We start from the raw sequence: 21,671 nt of genomic DNA, 5'->3' as shown, positions 1-21,671 counted from the left end.
TAACGGCTAATTTTTTTGGCCTTCACTAGTTCTGAAGACTGGTAAACATGAGTACACCTCCCATTATTGAAGTTAAAGACGTCCGTAAAGCTTACGGGGAAAAAGTCGCCGTTGACGACGTAACCTTCGCCATGCCGCCCGATGCCATCCTCGGGATGCTGGGACCGAATGGTGCGGGCAAGACCTCGCTCATCCGGATGATCACTACGATTACGGCTCCGGATGCCGGGCAAATTTTCTTTCAGGGTGAACCACTCAGTGGTTACCACCCGACGCAGATCGGGTATCTGCCCGAAGAGCGTGGGCTGTACAAGAAGATGTACGTCGGAGAGCAATTGCTCTATCTGGCCCGCCTGAAGGGGCTGGGCAAAAAAGAGGCTGAGGAAAGAGCCCGCGAATGGCTGGGGAAATTCAACCTGGAAGATCAGTGGTCGAAAAAAGTCGAAGAGCTCAGTAAGGGTATGCAGCAGCAGGTTCAGTTCATCGCTACGGTGATCCATAACCCTAAGTTGCTGATCCTCGATGAGCCCTTTAGCGGCCTGGACCCGGTGAACGCCACGCGTATGCGTACCGAAATTCTGCGCCTGAAGGAGCAGGGGACGGGCGTCATCTTCAGCACGCACCGGATGGAACAGGTGGAGGAACTCTGTGAGTATATCGTCCTCATCAACCAGGGCAAGAACATCCTGGAGGGAAAGGTAGCGGAGATCCGCCGGCAGTTTCAGGATGATAAATTCCACCTGGAATTCGAGGGAGATCTGCCGCCCGGCCTGGCTGGGCAGTATGAGCTGATTAACCCTACGCCCTCCGGCGTGGATATCCAGCTGCGCCCCGGCCAGAAGGCCAACGACCTGCTGCGCTACCTGCTCGATCACGACGTCCACATCGTCGGCTTTCAGGAGCTGCTCCCCAGCCTCAACGAGGTCTTCATCAAGCAGGTAACCCAGCTTGACCCTACGAATACGAACCCTTTTGACTCAGCGGAAGCTTAAGCTCACTGCTCTTATAACCCCTCTTTGCATCCTGCGGTAAGCGCCCTAAAATAAGTTGTTATGAATAACCTTTGGCTGGTCATCAAACGTGAATACATCACCCGCGTACGGCGGAAATCTTTTATCCTGGCCACCCTGCTGACGCCACTGGGGCTGGCGGTCTTTTTTGTGGTCGTGCAGTTTATTTTCAGCTACGAAAACGATGAGGTGAGCCGGATTGCGGTGGTCGACGATGGAGACGTTTTCAGCGGGCCCATCCCCGACGAAAAGGGACTCTTTTTTAAGTTCGTCGATGACGATGTCGAGACCATAAAAGCCGAAATACTGGAAGGCCAGGAGGGTGGCTACAACGCAATCCTGCACATTCCGGTGGTGAAAAACCCGCGGGCACGGGACTTTCGCATTGAATACTTCAGCGATGAACCGATGTCGCTCGACATGGAAATCGCCATTAAACGGCGGGTTGAAAAGGCCATGCGTGACTATAAAATCGGGCAGCTGGAGCTGGATAAAACTGCGCTGAAAGCGCTGGATACGGATGTTGCCATCCGGTCTAAAAAGATCACCGTCGCCGAGGGCGAAAACGAAGATACCAGCATGGCCGGTGTCGTAGGTGCGGGCCTGGGCACCATCATGGGCTTCATGATGTACCTCTCGATTTTTATCTACGGTATGATGGTGATGCGCTCCGTTATGGAAGAAAAAATGAACCGGATTGTAGAGGTGGTGATTTCCTCGGTGAAACCCACTACACTGCTGCTCGGGAAGATCATCGGAGTCGGTGCGGTTGGGCTTACGCAGGTGCTGGCCTGGATGGTTCTGATCCCCGGCGTGATCTTCTTGGTCACGATTTTCTTCGGTTTTGACGCCGACGCCGCTCAGCAAATGCCGCAGAGCCCGGACATGGACCCCGAGGAAATGCAGAGCATGGTGGAGCAGGTGATGGCCGGTGTGATGGAGATGAACTGGTGGGTCATCATCCCCTGTTTTATCATTTATTTTCTGGGTGGTTACTTCATGTACGCAGCCCTGTTCGCCGCCGTTGGTTCGGCGATGGGAGACGACCTCGGCGAAGGACAGAGTCTTACCATTCCGATCACGATTCCCGTCATTCTGGCGCTGTACATCATGATGGCAGCCATGCAGGCACCGAATTCCAGCCTGGCCGTTTGGTCCAGCTTTATTCCGCTCTTCGCGCCGATCGTGATGCCCGCCCGGCTACCCTTCGAACCGCCCGTTTGGCAGATCGTCCTTAGCCTCATCATTGTGGTCGCTTTTGCCGGAGCCATGGTATGGCTGGCGGGGCGGATCTACCGCGTCGGTATTCTGAACTACGGAAAAAAGAGCTCCCTGCGGGATATGGGGCGCTGGTTGTTCTCTAAGTACTGATCTGCCGCTGCGCAGCTAAGGGGTATTCGCGCGGAGGTCGTCGCAACAGCGTGCAGAAGAATACCTGAAAGGCAGATGGGCGCTGACCGCAGGTGCAGGGAAAGTTAAAGGAGCAGTGTGAACTGACCTGAGACTGTTCACTCTTCCTCTCTTTACACAAACAATAAGATCAACGTCAGCACAATCCCGCCAATGGTGAAGTACATCCCTTTGCGGAAAACATCCGTGTTGGGGCGGAACATCCAGAAGGCGGAAAGCACAAAAAAGAGCAGGGAAAAGCCGAAGAAGATGTTAAGGTAGTAGAGCGGATCGTTCGTCGTGGCCTTATGCAGGTGGGTCATCTGATTAAGGACGAAAGGGAGCTGCTTTTTGGTCTGTACGGCCACACCGGAGGCAGCGTTGTAGCTTCCTCCTTTGAAGTAATAGGTGTCCCCTTCAGAACGGTCTACGGTAAAGTCCTTGATTTTGAGTGCTTTGCCTACCTCATTAGCCGGCAGTTTAGTGGCGAGTTGCTGCTCCACCTGCACGTCCTTTTTCAAAAAATCCGTCTTGCGGAAAATCAGAACTATACCACTCAGGGCATAGACGAACATAATGCCAGCGAGGAAGAAGCCGAGGTAGCGGTGGATGACCCTCGCTTTGATGTTGATATCACTATTCTTTGCCATGGTATTTTCAATTGAGCGGCAAATATAGGTAGACTGAATCTAAATAGTGAAATCAGAGTTCCACTACCGCTGGCATCTCTCTGCTTTCTTCCCAGGCGAGAATGAGGCCTTCGATCTCGTCAGCAGAGAGGTAGTATTTTTTTAGCCGGCTTTTGTAGTGGGGTGGGAGGGTAGTGTGTTTCATCAGATATTCCTTGGTGGCCAGAATCTCCTGCCCGAAGCCGTGGTTGACGGCAATGGTGTCTGCCCGGCGTTCCGCTTCGCGCATGTACCTGGACCACAGAGCGTAGCCAAGTCCGAAGCTGATCATGCCCAATACTGGCCGGTTCAGATAGTCAATAATATGGCCCAGCTCATGCGCGAACCAACCGATGACTACCTCTTTAGGAAGTTCCTGTACACAAACGTGGCGGGTTACTTCCAGGTGGTCACTAAAGTCGACCCGGTAGTGGCGGGTAGCCCGCCGGAAAAAAGAACAGTTGAACACCGGCTGAGCACGCATCGTACTTCGCTTCATCGATAGTTTTCGCAGATAAATATTTCTTCCCTTCAGCTCAGGGTATGCTGCAAGGGTCTCTGAAAACCATTCTCGTAAAAGCGAGCTTTGAACGTTTTGAAAAATAACGGGAGTTTCCTTTGGGGTCATACTTTAGGTAACGGAAATTATCCGCCTGGTGTTGGTTTTTTTTTAACCTGGCCGAACATCCAGATTTGGGCTCGCGTTTAAAGGGGTGTAAGCAACTGGAAAACAGTTCATTAGTCAAAACCTTAATAAAACTATCAATTATGTTACGCTACGCCATCATCTTTTTCGTCATTGCTATTATCGCCGGTGTTCTCGGCTTCGGCGGCATCGCCGGTGCAATGGCAGGAATCGCAGAAATCGTCTTTTATATCTTTCTGGTACTGCTTGTTGTCAGTCTGTTATCTGGTCTTCTGAAAAAGGCGTAGATGCCCGATTGCCGGATCACCGCTTAAATGAAATTACCTGAGCGAAACTGCACCTGACTCGTAGTCAGGTGCAGTTCCAACATTAGCCAAAAAACCGTAATGATGTCTTCTGCCTTAAGTAAAATACTAACCCTTCTGTTTTTCCTTGCCCTGGGAGCTTTTTCTCTGCTGGCGCAAGCTGACCAGGAGTCCCCCTATAACGTTAACAGCCCGACCACCAAAGTGCCGGTCGAATGGTACGAAACTCCATTCCTATGGTTAGGATTGATCGTTTTCATTTTGATAGGCGTGCTGTTCTTTCTCCGTAAAGGAAAGTCAGCCACCACGGGCCGTCTGCATAAGTATTAGACGCATTCCGAGAAAAAAATAAGCCCTTCTTTGCAGATGCAGAGAAGGGCTTTTTCTATGAGCCGTCCATCGGACTCGAACCGACGACCTATTCATTACGAATGAATTGCTCTACCAACTGAGCTAGGACGGCTTATTTGCGGTGCGCAAAGATAAGTGAAAGAGTTAAATAGTCAAACAGTTTTAGAGTCAAAAAGTCTTGGAGCAAATCAGCTATGGTCTTGGGTGTCTAATAGCCTGACCTACGGCTTTGAGTTACAGGCTTCTGTCGATAGGGTTTTAGTTGAAGTCGTTGAAAAGACGCATACTCTCATTGTATTCAGGTGCGTACTTGTCCCCTTCACCTGCTTCCTAAAGAGACGTAAAACCAAGTCTTATTGGTGTATTCAAATTTTATCATAGCACCTTTTGGTTGAGCGTGCCTCTCCCTCGCGGCAGCCACTATTTGATTCCCTGACTCTCTGACTGCTTGACTCTTTCACTTATCTTTGCCCCCGCTTATGACCAACCAGACCAAAGAAATCGCCCGTCGCCGCACCTTCGGCATCGTTGCTCACCCGGATGCAGGTAAAACTACGCTCACCGAGAAGCTGCTGCTGTTCGGTGGTGCTATCCAGGTAGCCGGTGCGGTAAAGAGCAATAAGATCAAGAAGAGCACGACCTCCGACTTTATGGAGATTGAGCGCCAGCGGGGTATCTCCGTTGCCACTTCGGTGATGGCCTTCGACTATGCGGAGAAGAAGATCAACATCCTCGACACACCAGGGCACAAAGACTTTGCCGAGGATACTTACCGGACCTTGACGGCAGTGGACTCCGTGATTGTGGTCATTGACGTCGCCAAGGGCGTCGAGGAACAAACCGAAAAGCTCGTCGAGGTCTGCCGTATGCGCAAAACCCCCGTCATCGTTTTCATCAATAAGATGGACCGGCCGGGCAAGGAAGCCTTCGACCTGCTCGACGAAGTAGAGCAAAAACTCAAACTTCCCTGTACGCCCCTGAGCTGGCCCATTGGCATGGGAGAACGCTTCAAGGGTGTTTACAACATCTTCGAGCAACGACTCGTACTCTTCCGCCCCGATAATAAGCAGGGCCGCCCCGAAGAAACGATTGAGTTCGATGATCTGGCGGATCCGGAACTGGACCAGCTGGTAGGCGAAGACGCCGCCGAAGAGCTTCGCTCGGAAGTGGAAATGATCAACGAAGTCTACCCGACCTTCAAACGGGAAGAATACCTGGACCAGACCATCAGCCCCGTTTTCTTTGGCTCCGCTGTGAATAACTTCGGCGTAAAGGAACTGCTCGACTGCTTCGTCCAGATTGCCCCGGAGCCCCGCCCCCGGAATGCGGAAGAGCGGGATGTGCTGCCCAATGAAGATAAATTCTCCGGCTTCGTGTTCAAGATTCACGCGAACATGGACCCCCGCCACCGCGACCGGATCGCTTTCCTGCGTATCTGCTCGGGCACCTTTGAGCGAAATACCAACTACCTGCACGTACGCCAGGGGCGCAAGATGAAATTCGCTAACCCCACCAGCTTCATGGCGGCGCGAAAAGAAGTAGTGGACGAGGCCTTTGCCGGCGACGTTGTCGGTCTCTACGATTCCGGCAACTTTAAAATCGGAGATACCCTCACGGAAGGGGAGGAGTTGCACTTCAAGGGCATCCCCAGCTTTAGCCCGGAGCAGTTTCGCCGGGTATACAATGGTGATCCGCTCAAGTCAAAGCAATTGGCGAAGGGCATCGATCAGCTGATGGACGAAGGCGTTGCCCAGCTTTTTACCCGGGACGTAGACAACGCCCAGATCATCGGTTGTGTCGGTGCACTGCAGTTCGACGTCATCCAGTACCGCCTCGAACATGAGTATGGCGCAACGGTAAAGTACGAGCCCATTAATCTGCATAAGGCTCTGTGGGTAACGGCCAACAGTAACGAAGAACTCCAGGCCTTCAAAGAGCGCCGCCGCCAGCATATCGGTCACGATAAAGAAGGCCGTCTGGTCTACCTGGCCGACAGTGCCTGGACGCTGCAGATGGCCCGCGATAACCATCCGGATATTCGCTTCCATGAGACTAGTGAACTTTAGGCAGGGTGCAGGTTGCAGGGTGCAGGTTGCAGGTTGCAGGTTGCAAGGTGCAAGGTGCAAGGTGCAAGGTGCAAGGTGCAAGTTTGGCAAAACCTTGCACCCTGCAACTTGCAACCTGCACCCTTAAAAAAACGTTAAACACCCCATTCACACCCCATGATTTTGGCCTTTGGTCAACAAAGATTACCTTTGGGTGTCTACAATAGAAGCGCATTTACATTCTTTCATCATTTTTTAGCGCTCTACATACCTTTTCCCCGCAAACATTTGACAGTTAGGTTCATCGGGTTTTCGTTTTGGAAGGCCCGGATATATTCACCACATAATACTGTATGTTTAAACGCTTTTTGTCTTTATCTCTTTCCATCGTTGCGGTCCTCTTCATGAGTAGCACTGGTTTCGATGCCAACCGCTTGAATTCTCAGCTGAGTGTTAGCTCGGCGTTCTTCATGCCCATTCCTTTTGAAGCTCCTGCTGAACTCAAGGAAGTTGCTTTTCCCGTTATGGAAGAGCCAACTGCCTCCCTCCGTAGTTTTCAGGATGAGTCACTGGAAGCAAGTATGAAGGCTAAGATTCTGGCCCACCCGGTTTGGTCTAAGCTTTACCGCAACAAGAAATTATCTCTTGGTCTTGTGGATATGAGCAACGAAGACCAGCCTCGCTTCGGCACCCTCAACGGCCGTCATATGATGTATGCCGCAAGTCTTCCCAAGATTGCGGTGCTGGCTGCTGCTCAAGACGCCATCGAGCGTGGAGAGCTGAAAGAAACCGCTGCGGTGAAAGCCGATATGCGACTCATGATCGCCAAGTCTAATAATGCCGCTACAACCCGGATGATCGACCGCGTAGGCTTCGAGAACATCGAACGTACCATGACGGACCCCAACTACCGTCTCTACGATCCCGAATTCGGAGGAGGATTGTGGGTAGGTAAGCGCTACGCCGCTGGCGGCCGCCGTTACCCGGACCCCATGCGAGGAATCAGCCACGCTGCCACCACCGAACAGATCTGCCGTTACTTCTACCTGCTCGCCAACGGAGAGTTGGTGAGTGAGAAGAGTAGCGCCACCATGATGAGCTACCTGGTTGATCCCGCTCTGCACCACAAGTTTGTGAGCGTGCTGGACCGCGTAGCCCCCAACGCCAAAGTATACCGCAAGTCTGGTTCCTGGTCCGTTTTCCACGCTGACGTGGCGATGGTACAGGGCCCCGAAAGAAATTACATTATGACTGCCATCGTCGAAGATCCGGACGGTGAACAGATTATTCGCGACCTGGGGCTTGTCCTTGACAAGCTCGCCCGGTCGTAGAGCTTTGAGAGGTTGATCTCAACCCACAATACACATGACTGTTGTTTGCCCTTCCCGCCTGGCGGGAAGGGCTTTTTTGTGGTGCACTTCCCTGGCTTTCTGCCAGGAAGTTCAATTGTCAGGCGACCTTTCTAAAATTATTATTGCGACTTTGTTGCAATAAAGCGAAAAACTCCGCTACCTTGCGGTCCTAAATACAAGACCAAATGAAAAACCTTAGATTAATTCCTTTCCTGTTTGCATTCAGCATCCTCCTGTTCACCTTTGGCTGTGAAGACGACGATGATCCCATCATCGAGAACGAAGAAGAGGTGATCACCACCGCTACGCTGACGCTTTTCCCTAACGGTCCGCAAGAGATGGTCACCCTTGGGTTTTCTGACCCGGACGGAGAGGGAGGTAATGCACCAACCTTCACTACTACCGGACAGCTGATGGCTAATGCCAGCTACCGCGGCCAGATGGCTTTTGGCAACGAGGAGGGGAGTATTGTTTCAGAAATTGTTACGGAAGGTGCGGAGCACCAGGTATTCTACGTCAGCGACGGCGGAGCCAGCCTGAGCTTCAGCTATGACGACGCTGACGCGTTCGGCGATCCAATCGGACTGGTAACCATGCTTACTACGGGTGACGCGGGTACGGGAACCCTCACGGTTACCCTGCGCCATGAACCCACCAAAGGAGCCATGGGTGCTGCCATCAATAATCCCGCCGCTGCGGGCGGATCCATTGACGCTGAGATTACCTTTGATATCGAACTGCAGTAAATGCTAAAGTCCGTCGTCCCCTACCGCCTGATGCTTTGTATCGCCCTGCTGTTAGGCGGGGGCGCGGACGCGGGTGCACAGCAGGTTGGGAGGCAGGGGCAAGCCGGCTGTCAGCTTACCCTCTCCGGCTACCTGCTTAGTGAACACGACGAGGAAGCCCTGGGCTACGGCACCATCTATGCCGAAGGTGCCGGCCTTGGTATTCAGGCAGACAGTGCTGGCTACTTCGAGTTTACCGGCCTTTGTGCCGGTTCGGAGGTGCTCCGCTTCAGCCATTTGGGCTGCGACGGCAAAAGCCTGGCAATTGATCTGCAGCGGGACACACAGCTGACGGTCTACCTGCACCACCATGATAATTACACGGAGACGGTCACCATCTCCGCCGCCGCGAACGCTACTTACTCCCGTGAACAAGACCAGCAGGCTACGGGGCAACTCTCCGATGCGCTGGAACGGATCACGGGGGTAAGCAGCTTACGCAGCGGTACTTCGGCCGCCAAGCCCGTCCACGACGGGCTCTTCGGCAATCGTCTCAGCCTCCAGAACAACGGCATCGCCCAGAGCGGGCAGCAGTGGGGCAATGATCATTCCCCGGAGATTGACCCCTGGGTCGCGGCCTACGTCCGCGTGGTAGAGGGCGTTGAAGCCCTGCGCTATGCCGGCCCCACGGTGGCGGCCACCGTGCTGATCGAACCTGCGCCCCTGCGGGCTAACGGTGAGGCGGAGGGAAAGGTCGGCTATGGCTTCCAGTCCAATGGCCTCGGGCATGTGCTCAACGCCAGAATCGGGGACAGTGGAAAGAAGACAGCCTACCGCCTGAGTGCGACAGGAAAGCTGCGGGGAGATCAGCAAAGCCCGGACTACTACCTCCGCAATACCGGCCGCCGCGAAGCCAATGCGGCGCTGCAGTTTGCCCGCTTTCACAACGAACGCTGGACGAGCCGGCTCTACTACTCCCTCTTCAATGCGGAGATTGGGGTTCTCCGTGGAAGCCAGGTCGGTAATCTGACCGACCTTGAACTGGCCATCGGGCGGGAGGAGCCCTTTTTTACCGAAGAGGAATTCTCCTACGACGTCGCCTCTCCCCGGCAGACGGTGACCCACCACCTGCTCAAAGCGGAGACGGAGTTTCGTCCCAACGAAGAGAATCGCTTCACCTTACGCTACGGCGGACAGCTCAATGACCGGAAGGAGTTTGACGTCCGCCGGGGTAGCCCCGACGACCGGGCCGCCCTAAGCCTCCTGCAATGGACCCACCTGCTGGAAGGATCCTGGCATCGCGAATTGGGCTCCGGCCGGCATCTGGACGCGAACGTGCAATACGATTTTGCCTTCAACGATAACCAACCCGGAACGGGGGTGCTGCCCCTGATCCCGGATTACAACGCTAACCGGGCTTCCGGATACCTTGCCTACCATTACGAAAAAGACCGGTTTCAGTACCATGCGGGTCTGCGCTACGACCGGCAGTTCTACGAAGCCATCACCATTACCCGCAGTCTGCCGCGGGTAGTGGAGCGTTTCGAGCACGTTTTCCAAACCTTCGGCGGAAGCCTGGAAGGTCGCTGGCGGACGAATGATCGCCTGAGCATTACCGGCGGCCTGACCCTCCGGGAACGTGCCCCCCAGATCAACGAGCTTTACAGCAATGGCCTGCACCAGGGCGTTAGTGGTATTGAAGAGGGAGATCGTACGCTGCAAGCTGAGCGATCGCTGAAAATGACAATGGGGCTACAGCTGAACGGAGCAGGCTTTAGCCTCAAAGCTACGGGCTTTGCCCAGCCGATTAGTGACTACATTTTTCTGGAGCCGCAGCCAGAGTTTCGGCTTACCGTCCGTGGGGCCTTTCCTCTTTTCCTTTATCGTGCGGGGGATGCTTTCCTTTATGGCGGAAGCTTTCAGAGCTGGTGGCAACCCCGCCCGGATTGGGAAGTGGATGGCCGCCTGGCCATCGTCCGGGGCCGCAACCGAACGGAAGGGAGGCCTCTGGTCTACGTTCCTTCGGATAACCTTCGCCTCGGCGTTAATTACTACCCCGCAGAGCATTGGAAGCTACGGGCAGAAGCTTTGTTTGTTAGCCGGCAAAGCCGGCTTGATCCCGAGCAGGACTTCCTCGTGCCACCACCCGCTTACAGTTTGCTGGACCTTAGCCTGGAGCGGGAAATCCCCCTGCCTTCTAACCGTTCTCTGCACCTGCGCGCCGCCGCCCAAAACCTTTTCAATACCCAATATCGGGATTATCTGGACCGCCAGCGTTACTTCGCGGACGCTTCCGGACGTAATGTGGAACTGAGAATTAGCTACGAGTGGTAAAATAAAAGAATAAGTGCGAAGGATTTGACATTCCTGTGCGTCAAAGCGTCAAACCTTTGAATCGCTCCGTTGGAGCATCTTAAATACTTATCTAATGCAAAAGTTTTTTATGCTGATTTTTTTAGTCAGCGGCTTGATGACCACTTCCTGTAATAGTTCAAAAGCTACGGCTCAGACTCCTGCGAAAACGAACACTGAAGCCACCGACGCTCGTCGTGCGGGCGCCCGGCAAGGCCGTCCCGGCCCGGATCTTGACGCCATGGCGGCGCAGCTTGGCCTGGACGCATCGCAAACCGTCAAGTTCAAGGAGATAACCGAGCGCTACGCTACCCAGGCCCGTGAAATGCGTGAATCTGCTGGCGGTGACCGCCAGGCCATGCGCAGCAAAATGGAAGCAATGCGAGCTAACCAGACCAAAGAGATGAGTGCCATCTTAACCCCTGACCAGCTGGCGGCCTACACTAAAATGCAGGAAGAAGCGGAAGCCCAGCGCCGCAATCGCGGAGGCCAGGGTGGTCGCCCCGGAGGCGGTGGTCGCCCAGGTGGTGGTCGTTAAAAAATCGTTAGAAACGAATTTAATTTCAATATTGATGTGTCGTTTTTCATTTGTTACCGTCATAGCCATGAAGCGAATTGACAAGAACTACGCTGAGTGACTAATGCTATGAACAGCTTTTTTAAGTGGTTACTGTGAACAACGAATATTGAGGTTATGAACAACGATTTTTCCAGACTGCTTTTTGCAGTTGCGTTAATTACCATTTTTATGATAAGCCCGGTGAATGTCCAAGCGCAGGCCATTCATCGGGCCAATGTCGAACAACTGGCTGAAAGGCTGGAGTTGGACGACGATCAGGCAGAAGCTCTGCAGGACATTCAGGATACTTACCTGGAGGCTTATAAAAAAGTCCGCAAATCCAATAAAAAGAATAAGGAGCACGCGCTGGCCGATCTTGGCATGGCACGCGCTAACCGTGAACGGGCGATCCTTGATCTGCTATCCGATGCACAGAAGGATCAATACCTTGAAATTCGCGAAGAAGAAAAAGCGAAGATGCGGCGCCGGCACCGACCGGGAGGGAAGTAGTCTTCTTGTAGTGCTTGTAGTCTTGTAGGCTACCGCACTTTACAGCTGTCACAGGCGGCAAGTTTGTGACAGCTGTACTTTTTCTCCAACGCTTCCAACGAGCGGTAGCTATATCAGACTACCGATCTACCAGACTACCTACAGCCTCCTCCGTTGCCGTCCCGTCAATTCATTGACTTGACCAATAATGGCGTAAAGGTCTCGGTAACGATATCCTTTTTTACCGATTTTACCGGCTAGTTCAGGGCTGGCGGTAGACAGGAAGTCGCGTAGAATGCGCTTAAACCCTGCTCGGGGAACGGGTAATAACTGACCTTCTCCGTAGCCGATATAAAAGGTGGGCGGAGGGTCAGTGTAGAGTTTGAGCAGGCTATCGTCTACCCAATGATTTTCATTGTCGGGTAAGCGGTAGAGCCGTAGCGTTCGGCCATAAATCTCCTCGCGCAGGAAATACCATTGCCCGTTGTGAAAGCGGCTGATGTACCGAAAACTTGTGCCGTCCTTACTAAAGCCGAAGCCCCGCACGAGCATCGGGTGAATGGAGTAGATGTCTCCAAAGTCATTGGTAAAGGTGATGTAGTTGCCCGAAGGGCTGTACTCAATCAAGTTGAAATAGCCGGTTAGCTGCAGGCCGTCGCGGGTGAGTAAGAAACCACGAAACTCGCTGGCACTCAGCGTTGCAGAAAGGGCTAGCAGCAGGAAAAGAGAATAGAATTTACGCATAGCTGATGATCGGGTGCGAACTCAAAATACGAAAAAGCTGGAAGTGGTTCAGCTTAGGGGGGAAGTAAATGGCTTTCTTGTCGGGGATTGACGGTTGAATACGGAGGGCTGCTTCGCAGCGGTGGTGTTTGCGCGCGGAGATCGTGGAGGTTAGAGAAGGGCGGAGGGCTGCTTCGCAGCTATGTGACACGTAGATCACAAAGGCACAAAGGGCACAAAAGAGATGGCCAGTCCTACCTAAGAAATAAGGGAGCCACGGCTCCCTTCAGGTCAACGTAGGTGGGGAAGTTGCGTCGGTAGACGTAGCGGCGTTGGCCGCGGTAGAGGATGGTGGTGGGCAGGGAGCCCGTCCACACCCGATCAATGGTTTTGCCCCAGGCTGGGTCTTCGTCGGTGAGGATAACCGCGTTCAGGGAAGGGGCGTGTTGCGCAAGGAAAGCCGGGATGCGCCTGATGGCGCTTTCCTCCGTGTCCAGGCTAACGAGGACGATGCGCAGGGGATCTCCCTGGTGTTCGCCGGCCAGTTTTTCCAGCAGTGGGATTTCCTCCCGGCAGGGCTTACACCAGGTGGCCCAGAAGTTGATGACGTAGGCGGTGTCTGTTGACTGATAAAACAAAGGTTCCAGCTCCGCGAAGTTATCGTAGCGGGTGGGGGCATCGGCGGAGCCGAGGCGGGGAAGAGGAGCGTCAGGTTTGGGCGCGGGGCCGCAGGTGCAGAGTAAGGTTAAAAGGAGTAAGGGGGAAAGGAGACGGGAGAGGAGTCGCATGAATGGCTTGGCTAGGAAAGGTAAACGGCGGAAACCTTAATTGGATGCGAAATTATGATGTATTCCGGAGCTTTCTTTGGCAAAATCATACTTGCACCGTACATCAGCCCTTGCCCGGATTAACCTGACAGCCGCATCACTGTAAGTACAGAAAGGTTGAGTGCAGATTGATTTTCATTTCGTTATTTAGATTTATTCTCAACAAATTCAAAAATTGCTTGGACATGCGGGTAGGTCGCCGTTACATTTGCGCTATTCTTATTTAGACCAAATGTAAACAATGAAATCAGCTACTACCTTTCTTCTTGTCTTTCTTCTACTGCCGACCGTTTTGTTGGCGCAATTTGAGCAGGTCATTCAGGGGCCGGGTTATGCTTCAGCGGTCTACGTTGACTTGCAAGGGGGCACTTCTTCAGCGGTTTCGCATACGAGTTGGGACATTGCCTTCAACGTAGGCGGACGCTCCTCCGGAATTCTGGTGAACGAGGGCGTTGCCTCCTCCCAGGCCAATCCCTTACTACAAGTGGAACTTTACGCTGGTAGCGCAACGGATTTTAGTACGGCAGATACCAACCAGGTCGTTCAACGGCTCTACAACGGGGAAGGCAGTTGGGACGATGGAGGCTTCAACGCCATTGCTGACCCCGGCAACCCTTTTGACCTGGGGTGGGGAACTTACAGCCCCGCCACCCAGACGGTTTTCGGCTCCTGCGTATTCTTTGTTGCCACCCGGGACGGAGCATACCACAAGGTCTTTGTGGAGTCTCTGGCGGGTGGGGTGTACACTTTTATTCATGGCCCACTTGGGGGGAGCACTTCGGATACGGTAAGCATTGATAAGGCGGACTTTGTCGGTAAAACTCTGGCGTACTTTTCTTTTGATGATGGCGTCCTTGACCTGGAACCAGACAACTGGGACCTGTTATTCACCCGCTACGTAACGCCTTTACCCGACGGGGAAGGAAATATTCTCGACTATACGGTTACCGGCGTCTTGCAGAACAAAGATGTCAGCGTGGCTAAGTTGTCTGGTGTCGATCCGGAAACTGCTGTTGCGCCAGCTGACGAAGCAGCCTTCTCTGATTCCCTAGCTACCATCGGTTATGACTGGAAAAGCTTCGACCTCAGCACCTTTCAGTGGTCTGTTCCGGATGATCTGGTATACTTCGTCCAGACGCCGGACAGCCTCTACCGGATGCAGTTCATCGATTTTGAAGGGAGTTCTACCGGAGTGTCTACTTTTCGCCTGAGTACCGAGCAAACCACGGCTACTACCACTTTGCCGGTAGGGATCGACCAAAGCCGCATTTACCCTAACCCTGCTCCGGATCAAGTTACTCTGGAAGTATCCGCTCGCCAGCCCGCTGAAGATCTTCGTCTGGAGGTGATAGACCCTGCTGGTCGAACCCTCACGGCATCCCGCGTCCGCGCCCTCAATACCGGCCTTAACCAAATAGACGTGCCGCTTACTGACCTTCCGGCGGGTCACTATTTCGTCCGCCTCAGCGGCAGCACCGGCGTTCTTACCCATCACCTGATCAAGCAATAATCATGAAGTTCTTACCAATACTTTTCCTCCTCTTTGCAGGGCTGAGTGCCTGCAGCCCGGCAGCGGAATCTGCTGCTGCCGATAGCGAGCCGGGCACTTCGGATACTCACCGCATTGTTTCCCTCAGCGGAACACTAACGGAGTTGCTCTACGACTTAGACTTCGGAGACCAGCTCGTTGGCGTAGACGTTACCAGCACTTATCCGTCAGCGGTAAACGACGTGCCGAAACTTGGCCACGTCAGCCAGTTGAACGTGGAAGGCTTGCTCGCCTTACATCCTACACTGGTGTTTGTGGCGGAGGAAGCAAAAGACAAGCCTGCCCTTAAAACTCTGGCAGATGCAGGAGTCACCGTCGTGCCGGTAACCATGTATCCGACCCTGGATAATGCCGCCCGCGCTGCCACCGTCCTTGCCCGCCATCTGTCCATCGATGAACAAAAAATAGCGGAATACACCGCCGGGATTGAAAAAGACAAACGCGAACTGGAAGAAAAGCTGGCCGCAAACGAAGGCGAACGGCCAAGGGTGCTTTTCATTTATGCGCGGGGAGCGAGGCAGTTGATGGTTGCCGGCACGGATACTGAAGCCGCCGCCATCATTGAGTTGGCCGGTGGGGAAAACGCCATCCAGTCCTTCAGTGATTTTAAACCACTCACCCCCGAAGCACTGGTTGAAGCTGCCCCCGAATTTATTCTGATGTTCACCTCGGGCCTGGCGAGCCTTGATGGTAAGGCTGGCTTGGCTAATATCCCTGGCATCAGTCAGACACCTGCTTTCCAGCACGACCAGATTATTGCCATGGATGGTCATTACCTCCTCGGTTTTGGCCCTCGTGCCGCTCAGGCGGCTGGTGAGCTGGCCGGAAAACTTCATAACCGCATAAGCAAGTAATTCCGTGTCTAGCCACTCCATTCTTCCCGTCCTGTTGTTCTTGTTGCTTGCCCTTGCTTCGGTGAGCGCAATGGCGACCGGGGCTTATGACCTCAGCTCCGCTGACCTGTGGTTGGCGCTTACCGGACAGGCCGCGGAGTTGGAGCAATTTTTGGTGTGGCACGTTCGCTTACCCCGTTTACTTCTCGCCATTATCGTTGGCTCAGCGCTGGCCATTACCGGAGCGGCGACCCAGGGGCTGTTTCGCAACCCACTGGCAGAGCCCACCCTGATTGGTGTTACCAGTGGCGCCATGCTTTTTGCCGTGGGAATGTTGGTTCTAAGCGCTCGCTTACTGGCATTTTTCCCACTCTGGATCCAGCAGGTCAGCGTCAGTCTGGCGGCTTTTTTGGGCGCATTGCTCACCACTGGCATCGTTTACCGGCTGGCTGCCGGCAGGGGGCGGTTGAATGTGGCGACCATGCTGCTTGCGGGTATCGCGATTGCTGCTCTGACCGGTGCCATCACGGGATTGCTCATTTATCAGTCGGACGAAAACGAACTGCGGGACATCACTTTCTGGTCGCTCGGCAGCCTCAGCGGAGCCAACTGGACGCAGGTCGCCATCGCCGCGCCCATTGTGTTGTGCGGTAGCTTTTTCCTGCGCCGGGACGCCCTGGCCCTGAACGCCTTTCTGCTCGGAGAACGGGAAGCCGCCCAGCTGGGGTTTTCCGTTGAAAGAGTGAAGAAAAGGGTAATCGTATGGACGGCGCTGATCGTAGGCGTCTGCATTTCGCTCACGGGCCTGATTGGCTTTGTTGGTCTGGTCATTCCCCACCTTTTGCGCTTGTGGATGGGAACGGATTATCGCCGGTTATTACTTTATTCTGCGTTGCTGGGGGCGAGTTTTCTGCTATTGGCGGATACGCTTTCACGAACCATTGTAGCGCCGGCGGAACTCCCCATTGGCATTCTTACTGCCCTCGTTGGCGCGCCTTTTTTCCTTTGGCTACTCCTGCGTGAGCGCCGTAAAACCAATTGGATATGATGCGAGCAGAAGGAGTTGGCTTGCGCCTGAACGGTAAGGAAATTCTACACGGTGTCAACTGTACGGTTACTCCCGGCCAGGTAACGGTCGTGATGGGTAAAAACGGTGCGGGAAAATCTACGCTGCTACAAATAATGGCCGGGCAGGTATTTGCCGGTAAGGGCTCAGCAGCGGGGGGCGCGGTCGCAGGTGCAGTGTGGTTAGACGAAAGAGCCATGCAGGACATTGCTCCTGCGGATCTGGCCGGTCGCCGGTCGGTGCTTGCACAGTCGGTGCAACTCGGGTTTCCACTGCCCGTAGCCGAAGTCGTTGAACTGGGTTGCTACGGCCGCTACCACCAGCTAACGGCGCTGCAACGAAAGCAAGCGGTAGACAATTACCTCGACCTGCTCGATCTTAATCCGCTGCGGGACCGGTCATTTCTCACCCTCTCTGGAGGAGAGCAAAAACGGGTCTTACTGGCAAAATGCCTGCTTCAGCTCGACGCTGAAAACCCCAACCTGACCACGAACCGCTATTTGTTACTCGATGAACCCACCGCAGCCCTTGACCTGGAGCAACAGTACCGCTTTGTCGACCTGGCCACCCGCCTGGCCCGGGAACGGGGCCTGGGGGTACTGGCCGTTCTTCACGATCTTAACCTCGCGGCGCGCTTCGCCGACCATCTGCTATTCCTTCGGGATGGTAAGACCGTCGCCTCCGGGCCTCCTGCTGAGGTTTTAACCAAAACCATCATTCAAGCAACCTTCAACGTGGACTGCCTGATTCAGCCTCACCCCTGTTTCAACTGCCCACTCATCACCACTTTGCCTTATGGAAAACCAAACATCGCACCTGCGTGCGCGCCTTGAAGAAACTACGAACTGAAGAGCCTCGCCTTCGTGCGCGGGACCAGGCCGAACGCCTGGGCGTCAGTGAAGCCGAACTGCTAAGCCTGGGCTTAGGTGAAAATGTCATCCGGCTTGAGGGGGACTTCAAAGAACTGCTCAAAGACGTAAAACGGATGGGCTACGTGATGGCCCTCACCCGTAACGACCACGTCGTCCACGAGCGGAAAGGAGTTTATGACAACCTGACTTTCTACGGAGGAGCGCACAATATGGGCGTGGCCGTAAACCCCGATATTGACCTGCGCCTGTTCATGAATGAATGGGTGTATGCACTAGCGGTAATTCTACATCGGGAAAAGGGAGGAGACTTGCACGGCCTGCAGTTTTTCAATGCACGGGGAGAAGCCGTCCATAAAATTTACAGTACACCGAAAAGCGATATGCAGGGGTGGGCCTATCTGGTGGAGAAATACCGCGGTGCTCAGGAACCCATCATGATCACGGACCGTAGCCGCCCCGTCCCGGACCCGGAACAGCCCGACTCGGAGGTAGATGAGTCAGCCTTTCAACAGGATTGGCTCGACCTGAAAGATACCCATCAGTTCTTCGGCATGCTCCGGAAATACGGCCTGAGCCGTACCCAGGCACTAAGGCTGGCACCGGAAGGCATGGTGACGGCGGTGGATAATCTTTCCGTAGAGTTTGTCTTGAATACCGCCGCGGAGCGCGCCATACCGATTATGTGTTTTGTGCATAGTGCTGGATGTATTCAGATCCATAGCGGGCCGGTTAAGCAATTGAAATGGATGGGCAAATGGTTTAATGTGTTAGACCCTGCTTTCAATCTGCATCTCGATACGGAGGCTATTTCTTCGGCTTACGTCGTACGGAAACCAACGGATGACGGCATTGTCACCAGCCTGGAATTATTCGACGCTGAAGGCCAGATGATCACTTATTTCTTTGGCGCCCGTAAGCCCGGGCAACCGGAGCTGGAAGGCTGGACGGATACTCTCGAGGAACTCGCAATTTCTTCGCTTTCGGCATCCACTAAATAATCTGTTATGGCTCACCACGATCATCAAGCAACCATACTCCATAAGGATCAGTACGGCTACCTGGTCTACTGCCCTAAGTGCTATGGTTTTCAGATTGCTTACGGTACCTTTTTTCTCAACCAAAGCCTGGAGGATATGGAGTCTTTCACCAGCACGGTCAACCGCTATTACCACAAGTACGGGCTTCGTAAGGATCGAAAGAGACGGGATGTCTATCTCGAAACGCCTTATGCCGGATTTGGCATACTGCTTTCTTCCGAAGACCTGGAGCGGCTCAATACAATGCTTCAGAACGGGCTGCTGATTGTGCAAGCCAGAGATCGCATTTCACAACAATAGCTACTCCTCCATGAAGCAGCTTATTTTATGCTTATTCTTTTCGGGAGCCGCCGTGTCCGTCATCGGAGCACAAGCGGATAGCCTCCTTTTGTCCGTCAACCTGAAGGACATCGTTGTGACGGCTGAGTACGCACCAACGGAGGCCCGAAACGCCATCCACAAAGTGACGGTGCTGACCCAAAAAGAATGGCGTGAACAGGGGATAAGTGATTTGTCGGAATTACTGCAACGGCAACTCACGATGCGCGTAAGCCCAGACCCTATTCTCGGTAACGGGCTGTCGATACAGGGGCTTGGCGGGCAGAACATACAGGTTATGATCGACGGCGTGCCCGTGATTGGCCGGCTGGGGGGAGAGATTGATCTGACGCAGCTCAATCTGGCGCGGTTCAGCCGGGTGGAAGTGATTGCCGGGGCGCTTTCTGCCCGCTACGGCAGTGATGCTGCTGGCGGCGTCATTAACCTGGTTACCGCCAGGGAGCAAGCCGATAAGTGGAAAGCGGAAGCCGGAGGCAGGTACGAAACAGTTGATCTTGACCGGCAGTTTCTGCGACTGGGCAGGCAGCTGGGGAGTTTTCAAATCTATGGCGGATTAGATCGGTACAGTGCCCGTTTCGGCTCGGTTGACAGCCTGCGGGCAGGAGCCTCCACGTGGAACCCTAAAGACCAGTTTGGCTATGATATTAACCTCCGGTACCAGCCCTCTGATTCCCTCAGCCTCCGGTATGGCTATCGATCCTTCTCAGAGACCCTGACTTTGTATGGGGAGGTGCGTCGCCCGGAATTTCTCCCTTACGTTGTGGATCAGATATTTGACACCTGGAGGGAAGATCACGCCCTGTCCGTCAACTATCGCCTCTCTCCGAAGCTCAACGCCGACCTTACGGCCGGCTGGAACACTTTTGATCGCCACAAACAGACGCAACGCCGCGACCTGGAGCCCGACACGACCAGTCTGGTCATTGACGGACAGGACACGACTCGCTATACCGGTAGTCTGCTCAGGCTGAGTTTGTCTGCAAAAGACGGTATGCGGGGTAAATTAAGCGGACAGATTGGGCTGGAGTACCGGAGAGAGTCCGGCGCAGGAGGAAGAATCCTAGATACGGCTTCTTTATCGAATGAACCGGCCATCAATAATCTGGCTGCGTGGATCGGGCTTCGCTATCGCCTGCAACGCGACTGGACGGCCGAGGCAACCGTCAGGGCAGGGTATAACAGTCGCTACGGACACCCCTTCGTTCCCGCCTTTCACCTGCTGTGGAAACCTTCTCCCGCCTGGCGATGGAGACTTGGCTATGCTGCTGGTTTCAGAGCGCCGGCTATTCAGGAGCTTTTCTTCAGTTTCATTGATGTCAACCACTACATCATCGGTAGCCAGGAACTCACCGCTGAGCGCAGTCATAACTTCCGCCTGAATGGGGAGTGGTCTGGCAACAAGAAATGGCCGCTGGCCATTAGTGGAGCCATTTTCTACAATCGCATCAGTGACCGGATCACCCTGGCGGACGTAGCCGACGGCCGCTTCTCCTACGTAAATCTGGAAGAGTACCGGACGCACGGTGCTACCGTGCAGTTTGTGTATACACCTAACGAACGGTGGACAATCACCACTGGTGATGCCATGACCAGACTGCTCAATACACTGGCTACTCCCGAGAACGAATCTCCAGAATTTTTATCGCTGGGCGAAGCAAACAATCAGCTAAGCTACCGTTTGCCAAAGGCTCACCTGAGTATCCGCTTAGATCACCGCTACGTGGGCCGGCAAGACCGTTATCAGGCCGGAGCTGATGGCCAACTCAGCCAGGGGTTCATCGGTGATTATCACCTGTTGCACGTCAGCTTGAATAAGGGCTTTCTGAATAACCGAATTCAGCTGACCGCTGGCGTGAAAAACCTCCTAAACCGAGACCGGGTGCCCGTTACTGGTGGCACGGGCGGTGATGCCCATACCGGTGGTTCGGCGGGGCAGTTGATTGATTTTGGAAGAAGTGCTTTCCTGGGGCTCACCGTCCGTTGGTAAGGCATCCATAAAAAGTGGCGGTAGTTAGCAGAAGCACAGAAGCCCCTGCTTACCGATGTAAGCAGGGGCTTCTGTTTTACAGCACTACTCTTTTTAAGCAGCAAACTGATTGCAACCAAAGTCGGCACTCGTAATAATTCCGGTGCTCTGCGCGGAGGGGTTCTGGATAACGGGAAGTACGAACTTCATACCACTATCGGTGAGCACTTCGCATTCGCCGAAGTTGTCCTGATTCTGAACAGCAGGCGCATCGTTTTCCCAGTGGTTACATGATTTACAGGTGGACTCCATAATAGCTAAGATTTTAATTGTTATAAAAATTAGAACTGCTATTTAAAGTGGGGAAATGAGGTGAAGGTTTAGTTTATCTGCGGCATTCATCTAATTTGTAAAAAGACTAAATAGGTTTGTGGGGTGAATTGCCAAATTATTGTTTGTCGAATGTGGCGGGAATAGCTGCTTCCTGTCCATAAACGAGTATCGTGGAGAATTGACGGCAAGCGGTGTGAGAAGAGTGAATACTTCAGCGGCGCGCACGCAGGTGCAA

At 53.8% G+C, this 21,671-nt stretch carries 22 protein-coding genes and 1 tRNA gene; 17 read left to right on the top strand and 6 right to left on the bottom strand.

Features of this window, described 5'->3' with window-relative positions:
- Positions 1-47: 47 nt before the first annotated feature.
- Positions 48-992: an ABC transporter ATP-binding protein gene (locus BM123_RS21995; protein ID WP_090172971.1), complete on the top strand. Its 945-nt coding sequence runs from the start codon at positions 48-50 to the stop codon at positions 990-992.
- Between the two features lie 60 nt (positions 993-1,052).
- Positions 1,053-2,381, top strand: coding sequence for an ABC transporter permease (locus BM123_RS21990; RefSeq protein WP_090172970.1), 1,329 nt, complete (start codon positions 1,053-1,055; stop codon positions 2,379-2,381).
- Between the two features lie 152 nt (positions 2,382-2,533).
- Here BM123_RS21990 and BM123_RS21985 read toward each other — a convergent pair whose 3' ends face one another.
- Both BM123_RS21985 and BM123_RS21980 read right to left on the bottom strand, forming a co-directional pair.
- Positions 2,534-3,049 carry a PepSY domain-containing protein gene (locus BM123_RS21985; RefSeq protein ID WP_090172968.1) on the bottom strand — a complete coding sequence of 172 codons (516 nt, stop codon included), beginning with the start codon at positions 3,047-3,049 and terminating at the stop codon, positions 2,534-2,536.
- A gap of 52 nt (positions 3,050-3,101) precedes the next feature.
- On the bottom strand, positions 3,102-3,695 hold the full coding sequence (locus BM123_RS21980) for a M48 family metalloprotease (RefSeq protein ID WP_217642204.1): 594 nt from the start codon (positions 3,693-3,695) through the stop codon (positions 3,102-3,104).
- A gap of 140 nt (positions 3,696-3,835) precedes the next feature.
- On the opposite strand from BM123_RS21980, the gene BM123_RS21975 reads away from it, so the two are divergent.
- Together BM123_RS21975 and BM123_RS21970 are read left to right on the top strand one after the other, a co-directional pair.
- Positions 3,836-4,000, top strand: coding sequence for a DUF1328 family protein (locus BM123_RS21975; RefSeq protein WP_090172963.1), 165 nt, complete (start codon positions 3,836-3,838; stop codon positions 3,998-4,000).
- Positions 4,001-4,102: 102 nt separating this feature from the next.
- Positions 4,103-4,348, top strand: coding sequence for a hypothetical protein (locus BM123_RS21970; RefSeq protein WP_090172961.1), 246 nt, complete (start codon positions 4,103-4,105; stop codon positions 4,346-4,348).
- 60 nt (positions 4,349-4,408) lie between these two features.
- Here the strand turns inward: BM123_RS21970 and BM123_RS21965 are convergent.
- Positions 4,409-4,481: transfer RNA gene (locus BM123_RS21965), tRNA-Thr, on the bottom strand.
- A gap of 367 nt (positions 4,482-4,848) precedes the next feature.
- On the opposite strand from BM123_RS21965, the gene BM123_RS21960 reads away from it, so the two are divergent.
- The 6 genes from BM123_RS21960 to BM123_RS21935 all read left to right on the top strand — a co-directional run bounded on the left by BM123_RS21960 (position 4,849) and on the right by BM123_RS21935 (position 11,912).
- Entirely contained in the window at positions 4,849-6,435 is a 1,587-nt protein-coding gene (locus tag BM123_RS21960; RefSeq protein WP_090172959.1) for a peptide chain release factor 3, read from the top strand.
- 332 nt (positions 6,436-6,767) lie between these two features.
- Positions 6,768-7,745 carry a serine hydrolase gene (locus BM123_RS21955; protein ID WP_245748654.1) on the top strand — a complete coding sequence of 326 codons (978 nt, stop codon included), beginning with the start codon at positions 6,768-6,770 and terminating at the stop codon, positions 7,743-7,745.
- A gap of 206 nt (positions 7,746-7,951) precedes the next feature.
- Positions 7,952-8,512, top strand: a complete 561-nt coding sequence (locus BM123_RS21950) for a hypothetical protein (RefSeq protein ID WP_090172957.1) — start codon at positions 7,952-7,954, stop codon at positions 8,510-8,512.
- Entirely contained in the window at positions 8,513-10,825 is a 2,313-nt protein-coding gene (locus BM123_RS21945) for a TonB-dependent receptor (RefSeq protein WP_090172956.1), read from the top strand. It abuts the gene before it with no gap.
- Positions 10,826-10,919: 94 nt separating this feature from the next.
- Positions 10,920-11,381, top strand: a complete 462-nt coding sequence (locus BM123_RS21940; RefSeq protein WP_090172954.1) for a hypothetical protein — start codon at positions 10,920-10,922, stop codon at positions 11,379-11,381.
- Between the two features lie 156 nt (positions 11,382-11,537).
- A complete protein-coding gene (locus BM123_RS21935; RefSeq protein ID WP_090172951.1) occupies positions 11,538-11,912 on the top strand; it encodes a hypothetical protein in 375 nt (124 codons plus the stop codon).
- Positions 11,913-12,050: 138 nt separating this feature from the next.
- Here the strand turns inward: BM123_RS21935 and BM123_RS21930 are convergent, their stop codons facing one another.
- On the bottom strand, positions 12,051-12,635 hold the full coding sequence (locus BM123_RS21930) for a hypothetical protein (RefSeq protein WP_090172950.1): 585 nt from the start codon (positions 12,633-12,635) through the stop codon (positions 12,051-12,053).
- Between the two features lie 233 nt (positions 12,636-12,868).
- Entirely contained in the window at positions 12,869-13,402 is a 534-nt protein-coding gene (locus BM123_RS21925; protein ID WP_090172948.1) for a TlpA disulfide reductase family protein, read from the bottom strand.
- Positions 13,403-13,682: 280 nt separating this feature from the next.
- Between BM123_RS21925 and BM123_RS21920 the strand changes: the two genes are divergently transcribed.
- The 7 genes from BM123_RS21920 to BM123_RS21890 are packed head-to-tail and all read left to right on the top strand — an operon-like array spanning position 13,683 to position 21,124.
- The gene (locus BM123_RS21920; protein WP_090172946.1) at positions 13,683-14,951 is read left to right on the top strand and encodes a T9SS type A sorting domain-containing protein; all 1,269 of its coding nucleotides are present in this window, start codon (positions 13,683-13,685) and stop codon (positions 14,949-14,951) included.
- A gap of 2 nt (positions 14,952-14,953) precedes the next feature.
- Positions 14,954-15,844 (top strand): heme/hemin ABC transporter substrate-binding protein, encoded by an 891-nt coding sequence (locus BM123_RS21915; RefSeq protein WP_090172944.1) that lies wholly within the window; start codon positions 14,954-14,956, stop codon positions 15,842-15,844.
- A gap of 4 nt (positions 15,845-15,848) precedes the next feature.
- Complete coding sequence (locus BM123_RS21910) at positions 15,849-16,871, top strand: FecCD family ABC transporter permease (protein WP_245748653.1); 1,023 nt, start codon at positions 15,849-15,851, stop codon at positions 16,869-16,871.
- Positions 16,868-17,722, top strand: coding sequence for an ATP-binding cassette domain-containing protein (locus BM123_RS21905; protein WP_090172942.1), 855 nt, complete (start codon positions 16,868-16,870; stop codon positions 17,720-17,722). The genes BM123_RS21910 and BM123_RS21905 overlap by 4 nt, the downstream gene beginning before the upstream one ends.
- On the top strand, positions 17,710-18,759 hold the full coding sequence (locus BM123_RS21900; RefSeq protein ID WP_090172941.1) for a hemin-degrading factor: 1,050 nt from the start codon (positions 17,710-17,712) through the stop codon (positions 18,757-18,759). Before BM123_RS21905 ends, BM123_RS21900 begins: the two co-directional genes overlap by 13 nt.
- Before the next feature lie 6 nt (positions 18,760-18,765).
- Complete coding sequence (locus BM123_RS21895; protein ID WP_090172940.1) at positions 18,766-19,098, top strand: DUF6686 family protein; 333 nt, start codon at positions 18,766-18,768, stop codon at positions 19,096-19,098.
- A gap of 10 nt (positions 19,099-19,108) precedes the next feature.
- Entirely contained in the window at positions 19,109-21,124 is a 2,016-nt protein-coding gene (locus BM123_RS21890) for a TonB-dependent receptor plug domain-containing protein (RefSeq protein WP_090172938.1), read from the top strand.
- A gap of 93 nt (positions 21,125-21,217) precedes the next feature.
- Here BM123_RS21890 and BM123_RS21885 read toward each other — a convergent pair whose 3' ends face one another.
- On the bottom strand, positions 21,218-21,415 hold the full coding sequence (locus BM123_RS21885) for a hypothetical protein (RefSeq protein ID WP_090172936.1): 198 nt from the start codon (positions 21,413-21,415) through the stop codon (positions 21,218-21,220).
- Between the last annotated feature and the right edge of the window lie 256 nt (positions 21,416-21,671).

This window comes from Neolewinella agarilytica, assembly GCF_900110645.1.
GTDB classification, from domain to species: Bacteria; Bacteroidota; Bacteroidia; order Chitinophagales; family Saprospiraceae; genus Neolewinella; species Neolewinella agarilytica.
The sequence above is the reverse complement of the archived record's forward strand: the minus strand, read 5'-3'. Positions and strand labels throughout refer to the sequence as shown.